The organism is Kaistia sp. 32K (genome assembly GCF_016629525.1).
Lineage (GTDB): Bacteria > Pseudomonadota > Alphaproteobacteria > Rhizobiales > Kaistiaceae > Kaistia.
In genome coordinates this window covers 1,527,196-1,542,759 of the sequence record NZ_AP024269.1, presented here as the reverse complement: position 1 = coordinate 1,542,759, position 15,564 = coordinate 1,527,196, and the positions used below count along the sequence as shown (strand labels likewise).

Sequence of the window (15,564 nt, the reverse complement as noted above, 5' to 3'; positions counted from 1 at the left end):
CCTATGACAGCTTAGGCCGGGGCCGCAAGCGCGGGGATAGATTCTTTTCGGGCTCCAACGAGCCGCCCGGCGGATCCGGCAGCTATGCGGGGACAGAGCCGGTGCCAATCCCCGCGCATCGCCACGGCCCGACAATGGGTTCCGCAACAACGGAGCCCGACATGATCGACCCATCGCGCCGCCCTCGCGGCACTTCCTCCAAGCCGATCCCGGTCAAGGACCGGGCGAAACATGCGGTCGGCGCGGTCGTCGCTGCCGGTGTCGCAGCCTATCGACGGCAGACCTCCCTGCCTCCCCTGCTGCCAATGATGCCGGAGGAGATGGCCGATAACGGCGAGGCGATGCGACGCCGGATCGTCGCTAGGCTGGCGCGGGCGCTTCGGGCCGAGCGGATGCGCGGCCGCGCCGGACACTGGACCTATGACATCAACCGCCACATCGCGCTTCGCCAGGCCTATGAGGCCGAGCGCCTGCTGCTGTCGACGGCGGTCCACCGATCCTGACGCGGAAAACAAGAAGGGCCCGGCGATGCCGGGCCCTTCTCGAAAAACTATACTGGCGGATCGATTAGCGGCGCTTGCGCTGCTGGCCGAGGCCCATCTTCTTGGCGAGCTCGGAACGCGCAGCCGCGTAGCTCGGAGCAACCATCGGATAGTCTGCCGGCAGGCCCCACTTCTCGCGGTATTCTTCCGGCGAAAGGTCATAGTGCGTGCGCAGGTGGCGCTTCAGCGACTTGAACTTCTTGCCGTCCTCGAGGCAAACGATGAAATCCGGGAACACCGACTTCTTCGGGTTCACAGCGGGCTTCAAGGGCTCGGGCTCGGGCTCGACCACGCCGCCATGGGTACGGTTCAGCGCCTGATAGACTTCAGTGATCAGTCCCGGGAGGTCGTTGGCCGACACCGAATTGTTGCTGACATAAGCGGAGACGATATCAGCCGTCAGATCTATGAGGTCGCTTCCTGCCGTTTTTTCAATCATGGTCTACCCTAACTTCGGTTGTGTCATCGCAATTCTGTAACGAAGAAATTGAAAGCTTGCAGCTTCGAAAGCGCCAGCGCCGGACAAATCCAGGGGGCGACCGTGCCTATCGGCGCGCTAATTCCGTTACTTCGTCGCACCTATATAAGTCATGTTGCTTAAAGACAAGCACTAAGTCGCGGCAACGATAGGCCGCGGCACATCTTTGTGCTCGCGACGATTCGTCTCGGTCAATCTTCTCGTGTTCACATTGAGCGGCGGAAACCCATTCACAATGCCGCGATCAACACATATGTCGCGAGCAGTGCCGTCGCCCAGAAGGCGATTCGTCCCGTCCGCCAGTTGGCGGCGCCGGACAATTGCGCGACGGCCCGAATTGAGACTTCCCTCCAGCTCCCGTGCAGAATGCCGCGCAGGTCAGCGGCCTTGCCTTGCAGCGGCCGGAAGGCAAGGCCCCAGACTACCGCGGCCTTTCGCGGCAGTTCCCGCCAGAACCAGTCGACATCCAGCGTAAATCCGGCTTTGGGCTGAAGTAACGGAAACAAGCCGACAAATATGCAACTTGCGGCGATTAAGAGTTGCAGCTGGAACAGGATATGGTCCGGCGTCATAACAGCTACATCGGCGATCTCCGGGACGAGACCAGCGAGCGCCGAGGGGAAACAGCCGATCGCGAGGATGCTGCCGCCGAGAAGCGCCATCGCCGCCTTCATCGACCACGCGGTCGCCGCCACCTCGCGCGGCTTGCCCGGCCGGAACAGCGCGAACCACGGCAATTTGAGCCCAACATAAAGGAGCGAGCCGGCAGAGATCGCCGTCAGCGCGAACCAGAGCCATCCCGCCTGCCCTTCGGCGAGCGCGGCCAGGATCGCGGACTTGCTGACAAATCCGGCCGTGAGCGGCACGGCGGAGAGCGAGAACGCGCCGACCAGCAGGGCAGCTGATGTCAGCGGCATGGCGCGGGCAAGGCCGCCGAGCACGGAGAGCCGCGTCTCGCCGGTGGCGCGCAGGATGGCGCCCGCCGCCATCATCAGCAGCGCCTTGTAGAGGATGTGCGCGAAGGCATGCAGCGCGGCGGCGGCGAGCGCCAGCTCCGAGCCGATGCCGATCGCGACCAGCATGAAGCCGACCTGCCCGACGATCGAATAGGAGAGCAGCTCGCGGATATCGTCCTCGAGCAGGGCATAGACGAGGCCGTAGACCGCCATGGCGAGGCCGAACCAGACGAGCGCCGGCTCGCCGGGAAACAGGCGGATCAGCACCAGGACGGCCGCCTTGGTGGTGAAGGCCGACAGGAAGACGGTGCCCGACCATGACGCCTTCGGGTAGGCGTCGGCGACCCAGGCCGAGAGCGGCGGCGCGCCGGCATTGACGAGGATGCCGGCGAGCATCAGCCAGCGGCCGAGATCGTCGGCGCGGATCGCCTGCAGGGCGACACTGCCGGATGTCGCGATTTCGGCTGTGATGCCGGCGAAGAGCAGCACGCCGCCGAGAACATGGATCAGCGCGTAGCGCAGGCCGGCGCGCGCGTTGCCGTTCGACCAGATCACCAGCGTCGAGCCGATCGCCATGATTTCCCAGAAGACGAACAGCGTGACCAGATCGCCGGCGAAGGCGATGCCCTGCGCGGCGCCGGCATAGACTAACGCCGCGGACTTCTCGGCGACGTTTGGCTGCGTGACGCCATAGAGCGCGCCGGCGACGGCGGCGATGCCGAAGGCGGTGCCGAAGATGCGCGCCATCCGGTCGGGCGCGAGCGGCATGAGAGGAAGTCCGAGCCAGTCGACGACCAGCCCCGGCCCGAGCGGCAGCAGCCAGACGAGCGCCAGCGCGGCGAGCGGCGCGGCCAGAAAGATGGCGTCGCGCAGCCGGCCCTTGAAGAGCGGCAACAGCACCCCGGCAAGGATGAGGACAAGCGCCGGCGACAGGGGGCCGAAGGTCTCAGTCATCCGCCCGCTCCCCCGGTCGGCGCATCAGCTTCCCCCAGCCCCAGGCGACGGCGACGGCCGCCGCGGCGCTCGAGAGCCCGAACCAGGAGGCGAAGCCCGGCGTGCCCTCAATCCAGAAACTGGCGTGGTGCTCGACGAAGAAATCCGCGCCGACCAGCAGCGCGAGGAGAAGCAAAAGACCGATCAAAATCCGGCGACGCGTGTGCTCCATCTCACCCTCCCACGATCATCGAGGCGAGGCGGAAGGGCACGCCGGGAAAGAGGAACAGCAGCACCGTGCCCGCCGCCGTGGCCGTCAGCGCGATCACCATCGGCAGCGGCGCCTCCCGGCGGGGGCCGTTCGCCGGTCGCAGGAAGGCGCGCGTCAGGATCGGCAGGAAATAGGCGGCGTTCAGCACCGTCGAGACGATGATGACGCCGACCGCGACCCAGTTCGCAGCACCCGTCGCCGCGTCGAGGATGAACCATTTGCCGAGGAAACCGGCCGCAGGCGGCAGGCCGATCATCGACAGCGCACCGATGGCGAAGGCCCCCATCGTCCAGGGCATGCGCCGGCCGATACCGTCCATCTGGCTGACCTTGGTCACATGCTCGGCGGTGTAGACCGAGCCGGCGGCGAAGAAGAGCGTGATCTTCGAGACCGCATGCGCCGCGATATGCAGCGCCGCGCCGACGACGGCCACCGGCGAGGCGAGCGCGGCGGCGAGCACGACATAGGAGAGCTGGCCGACGGTCGAATAGGCGAGCCGGCGCTTCAGGTCATCGGCCCGGAGCGCGACGAAGGAGGCCGCGACGATGGTGAAGCCCGCGACATAGACGAGCCATTGGCTGGCGCCGCTCGCCGCGAGCGTCTCGATGCCGAACACCGAGACGACGACCTTGAGGATCGTGAAGACGCCCGCCTTGACCACGGCGACGGCGTGCAGCAGCGCCGAGACCGGCGTCGGCGCCACCATCGCCGCCGGCAGCCAGCGATGCAGCGGCATCACCGCCGCCTTCGCCGCGCCGAAGACGAAGAGCGCGAGGAGAGCAGTCAGCGCGGCCGGCCCGAGCTTGCCGGCGAGGATGCCGCCGGTTCGGAAATCGAGCGTGCCGGCGACCATGCCGGTCCAGACGATCGCCGGCAGCAGCAGGATCATCGAAGCGCCGATCAGCGTCAGCAGATAGACGCGGCCGGCCTTCATCGCCGCCGGGCTCTGCTTGTGCGTGACGAGCGGATAGGTCGAGAGCGACAGGATCTCGTAGAAGACGAAGAGCGTGAAGAGATTGCCGGAGAAGGCGAGCCCCATCGTCGCGAAGATGGCGATGGCGAAGCAGGCGTAGAAGACTGTCTGGCGCGGCTCGTCATTGCCGCGCATGTAGCCGATCGAATAGAGCGAGTTGGCGATCCAGAGCGTCGCGGCGACCGCGGCGAACAGCATACCGAGCGCGTCGACCTTGAGGGCGAGCGTCAGCCCGGGCGCGACGGAGGCGAGATGCAGCTCCGGCCGCGCGCCGGCGAGGACGCGCGGAAGCAGCATCATGACAACGCCGAAGAGCAGCGCCGCGCCGAGAAGCGTCGCCGCCTCGCGCGCGTTCGGCCAGCGGCCGAGTAGCGCGATCGCCAGCGTCGCGAGCGCCGGCAGGGCGAGCGACAGCGCCAGCAGCTGCGGATCGGTCAGCGCGGCGATCGTCATGGCGCCACCCCGAGCAGGCTGTTGGCGGCCGCGGCGGCGAGGCCGGCCGGCCATTCCGCGTCGAGGCCGAACCAGATCGTCGCGCCGGCGAGGATCCACATCGGCACGAGCAGCTCGAGCGGCGCCTCCCGGCTCGCCCGCGCCGCGGCCGCCGGCTCACGGAACCAGACGACCTCGACGATGCGGCCGACATAGAGCACCGCGAGGACCGAGCTCGCGACGATCAGGATCGCCAGCCAGCCGAGCCCCGCCTCGAGCGCGCCGAGGATCAGATAATATTTCGACACGAAGCCGCTGGTGCCGGGCACGCCGATCAGGCCGAGGCCAGCGATCGTCAGCGCGGCTGTCGTCCACGGCATGGTGCGGCCGATGCCGGAAAGCTCGTCCAGTTTTGCCGTACCGGCGCGGAAGACGATCGCGCCGATCGCCATGAACGCCGCGCCCTTCATCAGCGCGTGGTTGAAGAGATGCAGCAGGCCGCCGGTCAGCCCGGTCGGATTGGCGAGCGCGAGGCCGAGCGTGATGTAACCGATCTGGCCGACCGACGAGAAGGCGAGGATGCGCTTGACGTCGTTCTGGAAGATCGCGGCGGCGGACGGGATGAACATCGCCGCCACCGACAGCACGATCAGGATCGAGCCGATCGGAATCTGCCCGACATCGACATGGCCGCCGAACACGGTGAACAGGAAGCGCGCCAGCAGATAGAGCGCCACCTTGGTGGCGGTCGAGGCGAGCAGCGTGGTGGCGGCGGACGGCGCATAGGCATAGGCGTTGGGCAGCCAGGCATGCAGCGGGAACAGCGCCAGCTTCAGGCAGATGCCGACCGCGATGAACGCCTCGGCGACGATCAGCGCGCGCGATCCCTCTGTTCCCGCGAGGCGCTCGACGATCAGGCCGAGATTGAGCGTGCCGGTCGAGAGATAGATCAGCCCGACGCCGATGACGTAGAAGGTCGCGCCGATCGTGCCGACGATCAGATACTGGTAGGCGGCGACCAGCGCCCGCCGGTCGCGCCCGAGCGCGATCAGCGTATAGGTCGCGAGCGACGAGATCTCCAGGAAGATGAAGGCGTTGAAGGCATCGCCCGTCACCGCGATGCCGAGCAGGCCGGCGATGCAGAGCAGCATCATCGTGTAGAACCACGCGATGCGCTCGGGGATGATCTCGGCCACAACGCTGCGGCGCGCATAGAGCATCGTCACGACGGCGACGATGCCGACCAGAACAACGATGAAGGCATTGAACGCGTCGACGCGATATTCGATGCCGAGCTCGGGCGCCCAGCCACCGATGCGGTAGGAGATCACCCCTTCCGCCTGCACGCGGAAGAGCAGCGCGATCGCGATCGCCGCCGTCGCGGCGGAGGCGAGCAGCGCGATCGCCCAGGCGGCAAAGGGATGGCGCGACAGCGCCGCCAGTACGGCGCCGAGCAGCGGAACGACGATCAGAAGGATCGGCAGGTGCGGCGCGATCATGCGGATTTCGCGCCCCGGGCGGGTGTCGAGCGAGCCTTCGGCATATCCTTGGCGATGATCTCGTCTTCCTCGATCGTGCCGTAGGCTTCCTTGATCCGCACCACCAGCGTCAGCCCGAGCGCGAGCGTGGCGATGCCGACGACGATCGCGGTCAGGATCAGTACATGCGGCAGCGGGTTGGCATAGACGGCATGCCCGGCGTCGAGGATCGGCGCCGTGCCGCCGAGGAGCTTTCCGGGCAGGATGTAGAGCAGGTAGACCGAGGTCTGGAACAGCGACAGGCCGATCAGCTTCTTGACCATGTTGCCGCGCGCGATGACGACATAGAGGCCGGCGACCATCAGGAAGATCGTGGCGATCTGGCTGAAATGCGCGATCACGAGCGCCTCCGGCCGGCGAAGGCGTAGAAGATCGCGACCATGGTCGAGAACACGGTCACGAACACACCGATCTCGACCAAGAAGACGCCCCATTCCTGGCCGTGCACGGCGTCATGGGCGAGATGGTTGTAGTCGAGGAAATTGGCGCCGGTCAGCAGGCCGGCGATGCCGACGCCCATGTAGATCAGCACGCCGCCGGGGATCAGGATCTCCAGCAGGCGCATCGGCACGATCTTCTGCACCGGGGCGAGACCGACGATCAGGCCGTAGAGAATGATGGCGGCCGCCGCGATGACGCCGGCCTGGAAACCGCCGCCCGGGCCGTAATCGCCATGCAGCTGCACATAGAGCGCGAACAAGAGCAGCGGGGCGAGCATGAACTTGGTCGCAACGCGCAGGATGATGTCGAACCGCATCAGTTGCCCCCCTCGCTCCGGCGGCGGCGCAAGAGCGCCAGCACGCCGATGCCGGCCGTGAAGACCACTGTCGTCTCGCCCAGCGTGTCGAAGCCGCGATAGCTGGCGAGAACCGCGCTGACCACGTTGGCGATGCCGGTCTCCGGCACGGATCGCGCCAGATAATCGGCGCCTTGGCGGTGGATCGGCTGGTCGGGCGAGCCGAACGCCGGCAGGTCGCTGAGCCCCCAGACCAGCGCACCGGCCGTGACCAAGGCGACGAGGAGCGGCACGAACTGTCCGCGCGCGGATGGCGCCTCGACGGTGTCGGTCAGATAGAGCGCGCCGAGGAAGAAGACGGTCGAGACGCCGGCGCCGACGGCGGCCTCGGTCATCGCGACGTCGACGGCGTCGAGCACGATGAACAGCGTCGCCATCAGGAAGCTGTAGATGCCGAGCAGGACCACGGCGGCGAACAGGCCGCGCACGCGGACGATGCCGATCGTGACGGCGCCGAGCAGCAGCAGGAGGACGATGGTGACCGCCGTCTCGATCATGTCTTGCGGCCCTTCCGCGTCGCGGCCTTCGGCTTGCCGCCGGCCTTCTTCGCCGTGGCCAGCTCGGCCCGCTTGCCGTCCCCGGCCAGCACAGGTTTGACGCCGGCCTGCAGCGCCGCCGCGGCGAGCGCATGCGAGGCGACCGGCCCCATGAAGAGCAGGAAGGCGAGAAGCAGCGCGAGCTTGACCGACACCAGCGAGAAGCCGGCCAGGAACACCATGCCGATCAGCATCAGGCTGACGCCCAGCGTGTCGGCGACCGAGGCGGCGTGCATGCGCGTGAACAGGTCCGGCATCCGGTTCATGCCGATCGCGCCGGCGATCAGGAAGAACGCGCCCGCGAACAGGAAGAGGCCGGCGATGATCTGGGTGATGAGCGCCATCACGGCTTCTCCGCCTCCGCCTCGGCGCCGAGCGAACCGTGCCGGAAGAACTTCAGCACGGCGAAGATGCCGACATAGTTGAGCAACGCGTAGGTGAGGCCGAGATCGAGGAATTCCGGCCGCCCGGTCAGGAAGCCGAACAGCGCCAGAACGAGGATCGCGCCATTGCCGATAGAATTGGCGGCGAGCAGCCGGTCGAAGGTCGTCGGCCCGCGCAGGGCCCTAACTACGACCAGCGCCATCGCGACCAGAACGGCGAGAAGGGCTGCGGCGATCATACCTCCCTCCCCTCGAACCGGGCGACGCGGCGGTCCATCTCGCCGGCCTCGACATCGGCGGCGCCCTCCTTCGTCAGGGCATGGACGAGGAAATGATCCTTCTCGCGGTCGATCGCGACCGTGATCGTGCCTGGCGTCAGCGTGATCGAATTGGCGTAGGTGGCGATGCCGACCGGCGTCCGCGCCGAGACCCTGGTGTGGAAAAGCTGCGGCGAGATCGGCAGCTTCGGATCGAGGATGATCCGGGTCACGCCGATCGCCGATTTGACGATCTCGCGGGCGAGCCAGGGCCAGTAGGTCAGGCCGGACAGCAGACGATCGACCGGATGCCCCTCCTCGTCAGAAAATCCGAAACGCCGGCCGAGAAGCGCCAAGAGGACGGAGAGGATCGCGCCCGATCCGATCAACCAGACCGTGTAGTGACCTGAAAGCAGCAGCCAGAATGCAAACAGAAAGAGGGCAAGGCTGGCGGTGCGCAGCATGTAATCAGCTCCTCCTGTTCAGGACATCTTCGGGACGGGATCGTGATTCGATGGATCGGCTGAGATAAAGCACGATGAGCCGCCCAACCCAAGACAAACACGACCGTAAAAGCGACGGGTGCGACAAGGCGAACGGAAGCGATTGTGAATTTGCGGCGATCGCCTATCTAGAACAACGAGCTGTGTTTCACCCGATTGCCATCTGTCGCCAAGGTAGCGGCCACAGACCGAGGAGCAGGCATGTCCACCACCGACCGTCCCAAGATCGAGAAGACCGACGCCGAATGGCGCGCCGAGCTGACGCCGGAGCAATATGCCGTCACGCGGCAGCAGGCGACCGAGCGGCCGGGCACCGGACCCTATCTGCACGAGAAGCGCGCCGGGCTCTATACCTGCGTCGCCTGCGGCGCGCCGCTGTTCCGCTCGGAGACCAAGTATGAATCCGGCAGCGGCTGGCCGAGCTTCTTCGACGCTGTCGACGACAAGGCGATCGGCGAAGTGACCGACCGCTCGCACGGCATGGTGCGGACCGAGATCGTCTGCGCCAGCTGCGAGGCGCATCTCGGTCATCTCTTCCCCGACGGGCCGAACCCGACCGGCCTGCGCTATTGCACCAACGGCACCGCCCTGAAGCTGAAGCCGGACGACGGCGAGGAGGCCTGAGCCGGAAGGCGGGCCGGCGGTTCGGAGAAACGAGGCGCGGCCATGGAGAACGATCGACTGCTCGGCGCATGGCTGTTGAAGTCCTTCGTCTATGAGGACGTCCGGACGGGAGAGCGCCACGAGCCCTTCGGGGCGCGCCCTTCCGGCACGATCCTGTTCCACGCCGATGGCCGCTTCTTCGCCCTGATGACGCCGGGCGAGCGCTCCGTCCCGCATTCCGAAGGCGAGCAGGCGGCCGCGTTCCAGTCGCTGATCGCCTATTCCGGCCCCTATCGGCTGGAACCGCCGAACCGGCTCGTCACCTCGGTCGACATCGCCTGGTTCGAGCCCTGGGTCGGCAGCGAGCAGGTCCGCTATTTCACGCTGGACGGCGACGCGCTCGACCTCGTCAGCGCCCCTCTCCGCCTGCCCAAGGCCGGCGGCGAGGAAACCACCGTCTTCGCCCGCGTCTCGTGGCGGCGGGAGAAGTCAGCCGCCCCTCCGATACCCCCGCATTGAACCCCCGCCCGCGCGGCGGTACCAATACACGCCTCTTTCGAACGGCCGCCGATCCAGCCGTTCCGCCCTGTCCCAACGATCCTCCCGCAGGAGCCATATCTCTCGTGAACCCGCCGATTGCCGCCAAGCGCCCCGTGACATCAAGCCACCACGGCGTCACGCTCACCGACGACTATGCCTGGCTTCGCGCCGACAACTGGCAGGAGGTGATGCGCGATCCGAGCGTGCTGGCGCCTGATATCCGCGCTCATCTCGAGGCGGAGAACGCCTATACGGCCACTGAGATGGCCGACACCGAGGCGCTGCAGGCGACTCTGTTCGCCGAGATGCGCGGGCGGATCAAGGAAGACGATTCCTCGGTCCCCTCGCCGGACGGCCCCTTCGCCTATGCGATGCGCTTCACCGAGGGCGCCGAGCAGCCGCTGGTCGTCCGCACGGCGCGCGACGGCAGCGGCCCGGAGACCACCCTGCTCGACGGCAACAAGCTGGCCGAGGGCCGCGCCTATCTTCGGCTTGGCAGCGCCGACCACAGCCCCGACCACAAGCGTCTCGCCTTTGCCTATGACGACAAGGGCTCGGAATATTACACGCTGCATGTCCGCGACATCGAGACCGGCGCCGATCTCAGCGACGCAATCGAGGCGACCACGGGCGGCGGCGTCTGGGCGGCGGACAGCAACACGATCTTCTACACCGTCCTCGACGACAACCACCGCCCCTGCCGCGTCTATCGCCACGTCGTCGGCACGCCGCAGGCGGACGACGTACTGGTATTCGAGGAGCAGGATCCGGGCTTCTTCCTCGGCGTCGGCCAGACGCAATCGTCGCGCTACATCCTGATCGACAGCCACGACCACGAGACCTCGGAAGTCCGCCTGCTCGACGCCGAGGACCCGACCGGGGAGCCGCGCCTGATCGCCGAGCGCCAGACGGCGGAGGAATACTCCGTCGATCACAGCGGCGACACGCTCTACATCCTCACCAATGCCGGCGACGCCGAGGACTTCAAGATCGTCACCGCCCCGGTCCAAGCGCCCGGCCGCGCGAACTGGAAGGACCTGGTGGCGCACAATCCCGGCACGCTGATCCTCGGCATGACCGTCTACAAGGACTACCTGGTCCGGCTCGAGCGCTTCGCCGGCCTGCCGCGCATCGTCGTGCGGGCGCTCGCGAGCGGCGAGGAACATGCGATCGCCTTCGACGAGGAGGCCTATTCGCTCGGCATGGGCGACGGCTACGAGTTCGATACCTCGACGCTCCGCTTCACCTATTCGTCGATGACGACGCCGTCGCGCGTCTATGACTACGACATGGCGACGCGCGAACGCACGCTGCGCAAGGAGGAGGAGATCCCCTCCGGCCACAACCCGGCCGACTATGTGACGCGCCGTGTCTTCGCCAAGGCCGCCGACGGCGAGACGGTGCCGGTCTCGCTGCTCTACCACAAGGACACCAAGCTCGACGGCAGCGCGCCCTGCCTGCTCTACGGCTATGGCGCCTACGGCATCACCATTCCCGCCTCGTTCTCGATCTCGCGCCTGTCGCTGGTCGATCGCGGCTTCGTCTACTCCATCGCCCATATCCGAGGCGGCAAGGACAAGGGCTTCCGCTGGTACACCGACGGAAGGCGCGAGAAGAAGGTGAACACCTTCACCGACTTCATCGCCGCCGGCGAATATCTGGCCAAGGAAGGCTTCACGTCGCGCGGCAAGATCGTCGCCTGGGGCGGATCGGCCGGCGGCATGCTGATGGGCGCCGTCGCCAACATGCAGCCGGATCTCTTCGGCGGCATCATCGCCGAGGTGCCTTTCGTCGATGTGCTCAACACCATGCTCGACGACACGCTGCCGCTGACGCCGCCGGAATGGCCGGAATGGGGCAACCCGATCGAGAGCGCGGAGGATTTCAAGAACATCGCGTCCTACTCGCCCTACGACAATGTCGGCGCCCACGCCTATCCGTCGATCCTGGCGATCGGCGGCTTGACCGACCCGCGCGTAACCTATTGGGAACCGGCGAAATGGGTCGCCAAGCTGCGCGAGACGAAGCGCGGCGATGCCGTGCTGATGCTGAAGACCAACATGGATGCCGGCCATGGCGGCGCTTCCGGCCGCTTCGACCGGCTGAAGGAGACGGCCTTCTCGACCGCCTTCGCGATCAAGATCGTCGCCTCCAAGATCATCGGCAACGGCTGATCTTCCCTCTCGACAGACGCGGCGGCGCTTGACTTCATCCAGCGCTGCCGCACCTTAACGTCAGGGGTAATCGAGGGCGTCACGATGAAACGATTGGCGGCGGCGGCACTGGTTGCGTCGACCTTCGCGGGGCTGGTCGCAGTTCCCTCGCAGGCGAGCGCGCAGGTCTTCTTCGGCTTGAGCTACGGCCAGAATGTTTCGCAGGGCGACTGCCGGGGCCTCGCGGCCGCGATCGGCCCAGGCAAGGTCTGGTTCTCGCGCTTCTCCGGCTCGAAGCCGGACGTCTGGGATCGCGGCCTCGAGCCGGCCTGGGGCGTCGGCTGCTTCCGCACCCAGAAGGAATGCAAGCGCTGGCTCTACGACACCCAGTCGGAATGGCCACGCCTGATGAACTTCACCTTCTGCAAGCAGGGCCTGCCGGCGCGGTACTGACCAGCCGGCATGCCTTCCGTTCAACGGAGCCGCGCCGCCCGGCCCGGCCTGCAAACCTCCATGACAGATCGAGACGATGTCGAAGACAGTTCTGGCGCTCCGCCATGTCCAGTTCGAGGATCTTGGCGTGTTCGCGCCGGCCCTTGCCGATGCGGGCTTCTCCATCACCTATCGTGACGCCGGCGACGCGGATTTCCTGGCCGGCGACCCGCTGGCGCCCGACCTGTTGGTCGTTCTCGGCGGACCGATCGGCGTCTATGAGGACGAAACCTATCCCTTCCTGAAGGCCGAGCGCGACTTCCTCGGCCGACGCCTCGCCGCCGGCCGGCCGACGCTCGGCCTCTGCCTCGGCGCGCAGCTGATGGCGGCGGCGCTTGGCGGGCGCGTGTTTCCGTCCGGGGTCAAGGAAATCGGCTTCGCGCCGGTGACGCTGACGGCCGCCGGAGCGGCGAGCCCGTTGCGCCATCTCGAGGGCGGGCCGGTGCTGCATTGGCACGGCGACACCTACGATCTGCCGGAGGGAGCGAGCCATCTCGCCTCGACCTCGCTTTGCGCCCAGCAGGCCTTCTCGCTCGGCCCGGCGATCCTCGCCCTGCAGTTCCATCCCGAGGCGGATACCGGGCCACGCTTCGAGCGCTGGCTGGTCGGCCATGCGGCCGAGCTGGCGGGAGCCGGCATCGACATCCCTCGCCTGCGTCGGGACGCTGTCGAATACGGGCCTCAGCTGGCGCGGCGCGCCGACGCGCTGATGCGCGAATGGCTGGCGCAGGCGGGTCTCGCCGGCCTCTAAAACGAAAAACCCCGGCGCGAGGCCGGGGTTTCCGTCAGAAATTCCGAGCGCCGGATCAGACGGCCTTCTCGTAGAGCTCCAGGACGTAGTCCCAGTTGATCAGGCTGTCGACGAACGCCTCGAGGTACTTCGGGCGGGCGTTGCGGTAGTCGATGTAATAGGAGTGCTCCCAGACGTCGACGCCGAGGATCGGGGTCGCGCCGTGGATCAGCGGGTTCTCGCCGTTCGGGGTCTTGGAGATGGCGAGCTTGCCGTCCTTGACCTCGACCCAGGCCCAGCCGGAACCGAACTGCGTCGTGCCGGCGGCGATGAAGTCGGTGCGGAACTTGTCGTAGCCGCCGAGGTCGGAATCGATCGCGGCCTGCAGCTTGGCCGGCAGCTTCTTGCCGCCGCCGTCCTTCTTCAGCCAGTTCCAGAAATGCAGGTGGTTGTAGTGCTGGCCTGCATTGTTGAAGAGGCCGGCATTCTTGCCGTAGCTCTCCTTGACGATGTCTTCCAGGCTCTTGCCCTCGAGGCCCGAGTCCTTCAGCAGGTTGTTGCCGTTGGTGACATAGGCCTGATGGTGCTTGTCGTGGTGATACTCCAGCGTCTCCTTCGACATGAAGGGCGCGAGCGCCTCGTAGTCATAGGGGAGCGGCGGAAGTTCGAAAGCCATGGGAGGACTCCTATCGACCATGTCGGTTGGGTGGGACTCGCTTGCAAACGATGCCCCGGCGGGAAGGTTCCGGATGCAACATAGGCACCGGCAACGTGTCCGGCAACTCGCCTCCGCTCCGATGCACAATCAAAGCTATGGGTGTTTCCGATCCGCCCCCGGCGCTGGCAAGTGATGCGCGCAAAGGCTTGTCCGGCGTCATCATTTTTGCGTGACGGATTCACTCCGACTTGCCACCGTCACGTTTAGCGGGAAAACTTAGAACCGTTCCGGACACCACAACGGAGGTTACTCGATGCGCTTCAAGATCATTCTGGCCGGGCTCGTCCTGACGCTCGGGGCCACGGGGCTGGCCCATGCCGCAGACGATGTCATCGCCGAGCGTCAGGCGCTGATGAAGGCGAACGCAGCCGCTGCCAAGACGATCTTCGAAATGGTCCAGGGCAAGACGGACTATGACGCCGCCGCCGCGCAGGCCGCGTTCGAGAAGCTTGCCGTCGACATGAAGAGCTTCCCCTCCCTGTTCCCGGAAGGCTCCGACCAGGGCAAGACGACGGCCTCGCCGGCGATCTGGCAGGACAAGGCCGGCTTCGAGGCGATCGCCGTCAAGCTCGGCGCCGATGCCACGGCGGGCGCCGCGGCGGCTGCCGGCGGGCTCGACGCCATCAAGGCATCGGCGGGCGCGGTCGGCGGCAGCTGCCAGAGCTGCCACGAGAAGTTCCGCGTCAAGAAAAGCTGACCGGTGCGTATCCGTACCGCCGCCATCCCGTTGATCGCTGTCGCGGCCATCGCCGCGGCGGCGTTCTGGTTCCTGACCGCGCCGCAGCCGCTCGACGCCTCCGTGCTGCCCGACAAGCCGGGCGACGCGGCGAAGGGCGAGCGGCTGTTCTGGGCCGGCGGCTGTGCATCCTGCCACGCGGCGCCCGGCGCCAAGGACGGCGATCTTCTCAAGCTCTCCGGCGGCGTGGCGATCGCCTCGCCCTTCGGCACGTTCCACGCGCCGAACCTGTCGCCCGACAAGGCGCACGGTATCGGCAACTGGAGCACGCTCGATTTCGTCAACGCGATGAAGCGCGGCCTGGCGCCGGACGGATCGCATCTCTATCCGGCCTTCCCCTATACGTCCTATCAGCGGATGACGGTGCCGGACCTCGTCGATCTGAAGGCCTATCTCGATACGCTGCCGGCCGACGCGACCGCCAACAAGCCGCACGAGCTCCCCTTCCCCTTCTCGATCCGGCGCGGCCTCGGGCTCTGGAAGTGGCTCTATCTAGACGGCGAGACGTTTGCGCCCGATCCGACGAAGAGCGAGGCGGTCAACCACGGCGCCTATCTGGTTGAGGGGCCCGGCCACTGCAACGAGTGCCACACGCCGCGCACCGCGCTCGGTGGCCTGGAGATGAACCGCGCCCTCGGCGGCGCGCCGGATCCCTCCGGCAAGGGCCGCATCCCCGACATCACGCCCGGCCCCGGCGGCATCGGCGACTGGAGCGCCGAGGATATCGCCAACGCGCTCGAGACCGGCTTCACGCCCTCATTCGATTCGATCGGCGGCACCATGGCCGAGGTCCAGCGCAACATGGCGAAGCTCCCGGCCGAGGACCGCGCGGCGATCGCGGAATACCTGAAGCAGGTCCCGCCGGTGGCGGCGGCGGAAAGCCCGGCAAAGGCGAAGTAGGCCCGCAGGGTACCCTCTTTGCCTCTCCCTCAACCGCCTCCACCATCATCCTGAGGTGCTTCGCGTAGCGAAGCCTCGAAGGAGGGTCCAGCGG

At 66.9% G+C, this 15,564-nt stretch carries 20 protein-coding genes; 8 read left to right on the top strand and 12 right to left on the bottom strand.

Features of this window, described 5'->3' with window-relative positions:
* Window positions 1–161 precede the first annotated feature (161 nt).
* Window positions 162–503, top strand: coding sequence for a hypothetical protein (locus K32_RS24945; protein WP_244669883.1), 342 nt, complete (start codon window positions 162–164; stop codon window positions 501–503).
* A gap of 64 nt (window positions 504–567) precedes the next feature.
* On the opposite strand, the gene K32_RS06850 is transcribed toward K32_RS24945, so the two are convergent.
* The 11 genes from K32_RS06850 to K32_RS06800 form a co-directional block, all read right to left on the bottom strand.
* The gene (locus tag K32_RS06850) at window positions 568–981 is read right to left on the bottom strand and encodes a MucR family transcriptional regulator (RefSeq protein WP_018184086.1); all 414 of its coding nucleotides are present in this window, start codon (window positions 979–981) and stop codon (window positions 568–570) included.
* 269 nt (window positions 982–1,250) lie between these two features.
* Window positions 1,251–2,930, bottom strand: a complete 1,680-nt coding sequence (locus tag K32_RS06845; protein WP_201403298.1) for a proton-conducting transporter membrane subunit — start codon at window positions 2,928–2,930, stop codon at window positions 1,251–1,253.
* A complete protein-coding gene (locus tag K32_RS06840; RefSeq protein WP_201403297.1) occupies window positions 2,923–3,141 on the bottom strand; it encodes a hypothetical protein in 219 nt (72 codons plus the stop codon). The genes K32_RS06845 and K32_RS06840 overlap by 8 nt, the downstream gene beginning before the upstream one ends.
* A gap of 1 nt (window position 3,142) precedes the next feature.
* On the bottom strand, window positions 3,143–4,606 hold the full coding sequence (locus K32_RS06835) for a proton-conducting transporter membrane subunit (protein WP_244669882.1): 1,464 nt from the start codon (window positions 4,604–4,606) through the stop codon (window positions 3,143–3,145).
* Window positions 4,603–6,084, bottom strand: a complete 1,482-nt coding sequence (locus tag K32_RS06830; protein ID WP_201403295.1) for a monovalent cation/H+ antiporter subunit D family protein — start codon at window positions 6,082–6,084, stop codon at window positions 4,603–4,605. Before K32_RS06830 ends, K32_RS06835 begins: the two co-directional genes overlap by 4 nt.
* A complete protein-coding gene (locus K32_RS06825; RefSeq protein ID WP_201403294.1) occupies window positions 6,081–6,464 on the bottom strand; it encodes a cation:proton antiporter subunit C in 384 nt (127 codons plus the stop codon). Before K32_RS06825 ends, K32_RS06830 begins: the two co-directional genes overlap by 4 nt.
* Window positions 6,461–6,880, bottom strand: coding sequence for a Na(+)/H(+) antiporter subunit B (locus K32_RS06820; RefSeq protein ID WP_201403293.1), 420 nt, complete (start codon window positions 6,878–6,880; stop codon window positions 6,461–6,463). The genes K32_RS06825 and K32_RS06820 overlap by 4 nt, the downstream gene beginning before the upstream one ends.
* A complete protein-coding gene (locus K32_RS06815) occupies window positions 6,880–7,416 on the bottom strand; it encodes a DUF4040 domain-containing protein (RefSeq protein WP_201403292.1) in 537 nt (178 codons plus the stop codon). The genes K32_RS06820 and K32_RS06815 overlap by 1 nt, the downstream gene beginning before the upstream one ends.
* Window positions 7,413–7,799 carry a monovalent cation/H(+) antiporter subunit G gene (gene mnhG, locus K32_RS06810; RefSeq protein WP_201403291.1) on the bottom strand — a complete coding sequence of 129 codons (387 nt, stop codon included), beginning with the start codon at window positions 7,797–7,799 and terminating at the stop codon, window positions 7,413–7,415. Before mnhG ends, K32_RS06815 begins: the two co-directional genes overlap by 4 nt.
* The gene (locus K32_RS06805; RefSeq protein ID WP_201403290.1) at window positions 7,799–8,077 is read right to left on the bottom strand and encodes a monovalent cation/H+ antiporter complex subunit F; all 279 of its coding nucleotides are present in this window, start codon (window positions 8,075–8,077) and stop codon (window positions 7,799–7,801) included. The genes mnhG and K32_RS06805 overlap by 1 nt, the downstream gene beginning before the upstream one ends.
* Window positions 8,074–8,559 (bottom strand): Na+/H+ antiporter subunit E, encoded by a 486-nt coding sequence (locus tag K32_RS06800; RefSeq protein ID WP_201403289.1) that lies wholly within the window; start codon window positions 8,557–8,559, stop codon window positions 8,074–8,076. The genes K32_RS06805 and K32_RS06800 overlap by 4 nt, the downstream gene beginning before the upstream one ends.
* A 240-nt stretch (window positions 8,560–8,799) precedes the next feature.
* Between K32_RS06800 and msrB the strand changes: the two genes are divergently transcribed.
* The 5 genes from msrB (at window position 8,800) to K32_RS06775 (ending at window position 13,137) form a co-directional block, all read left to right on the top strand.
* Window positions 8,800–9,222: a peptide-methionine (R)-S-oxide reductase MsrB gene (gene msrB / locus K32_RS06795; protein WP_201403288.1), complete on the top strand. Its 423-nt coding sequence runs from the start codon at window positions 8,800–8,802 to the stop codon at window positions 9,220–9,222.
* 42 nt (window positions 9,223–9,264) lie between these two features.
* A complete protein-coding gene (locus K32_RS06790; protein ID WP_201403287.1) occupies window positions 9,265–9,720 on the top strand; it encodes a lipocalin-like domain-containing protein in 456 nt (151 codons plus the stop codon).
* Between the two features lie 104 nt (window positions 9,721–9,824).
* On the top strand, window positions 9,825–11,915 hold the full coding sequence (locus K32_RS06785) for a S9 family peptidase (RefSeq protein WP_201403286.1): 2,091 nt from the start codon (window positions 9,825–9,827) through the stop codon (window positions 11,913–11,915).
* 84 nt (window positions 11,916–11,999) lie between these two features.
* Window positions 12,000–12,347 (top strand): hypothetical protein, encoded by a 348-nt coding sequence (locus K32_RS06780; protein ID WP_201403285.1) that lies wholly within the window; start codon window positions 12,000–12,002, stop codon window positions 12,345–12,347.
* A gap of 76 nt (window positions 12,348–12,423) precedes the next feature.
* Window positions 12,424–13,137, top strand: coding sequence for a glutamine amidotransferase (locus tag K32_RS06775; protein WP_201403284.1), 714 nt, complete (start codon window positions 12,424–12,426; stop codon window positions 13,135–13,137).
* 55 nt (window positions 13,138–13,192) lie between these two features.
* On the opposite strand, the gene K32_RS06770 is transcribed toward K32_RS06775, so the two are convergent.
* Window positions 13,193–13,792, bottom strand: a complete 600-nt coding sequence (locus K32_RS06770) for a superoxide dismutase (protein WP_201403283.1) — start codon at window positions 13,790–13,792, stop codon at window positions 13,193–13,195.
* Window positions 13,793–14,087: 295 nt separating this feature from the next.
* On the opposite strand from K32_RS06770, the gene K32_RS06765 reads away from it, so the two are divergent.
* Window positions 14,088–14,531 carry a cytochrome c gene (locus K32_RS06765; RefSeq protein WP_201403282.1) on the top strand — a complete coding sequence of 148 codons (444 nt, stop codon included), beginning with the start codon at window positions 14,088–14,090 and terminating at the stop codon, window positions 14,529–14,531.
* Window positions 14,532–14,534: 3 nt separating this feature from the next.
* Entirely contained in the window at window positions 14,535–15,470 is a 936-nt protein-coding gene (locus K32_RS06760; RefSeq protein ID WP_201403281.1) for a cytochrome c, read from the top strand.
* Window positions 15,471–15,564 lie beyond the last annotated feature (94 nt).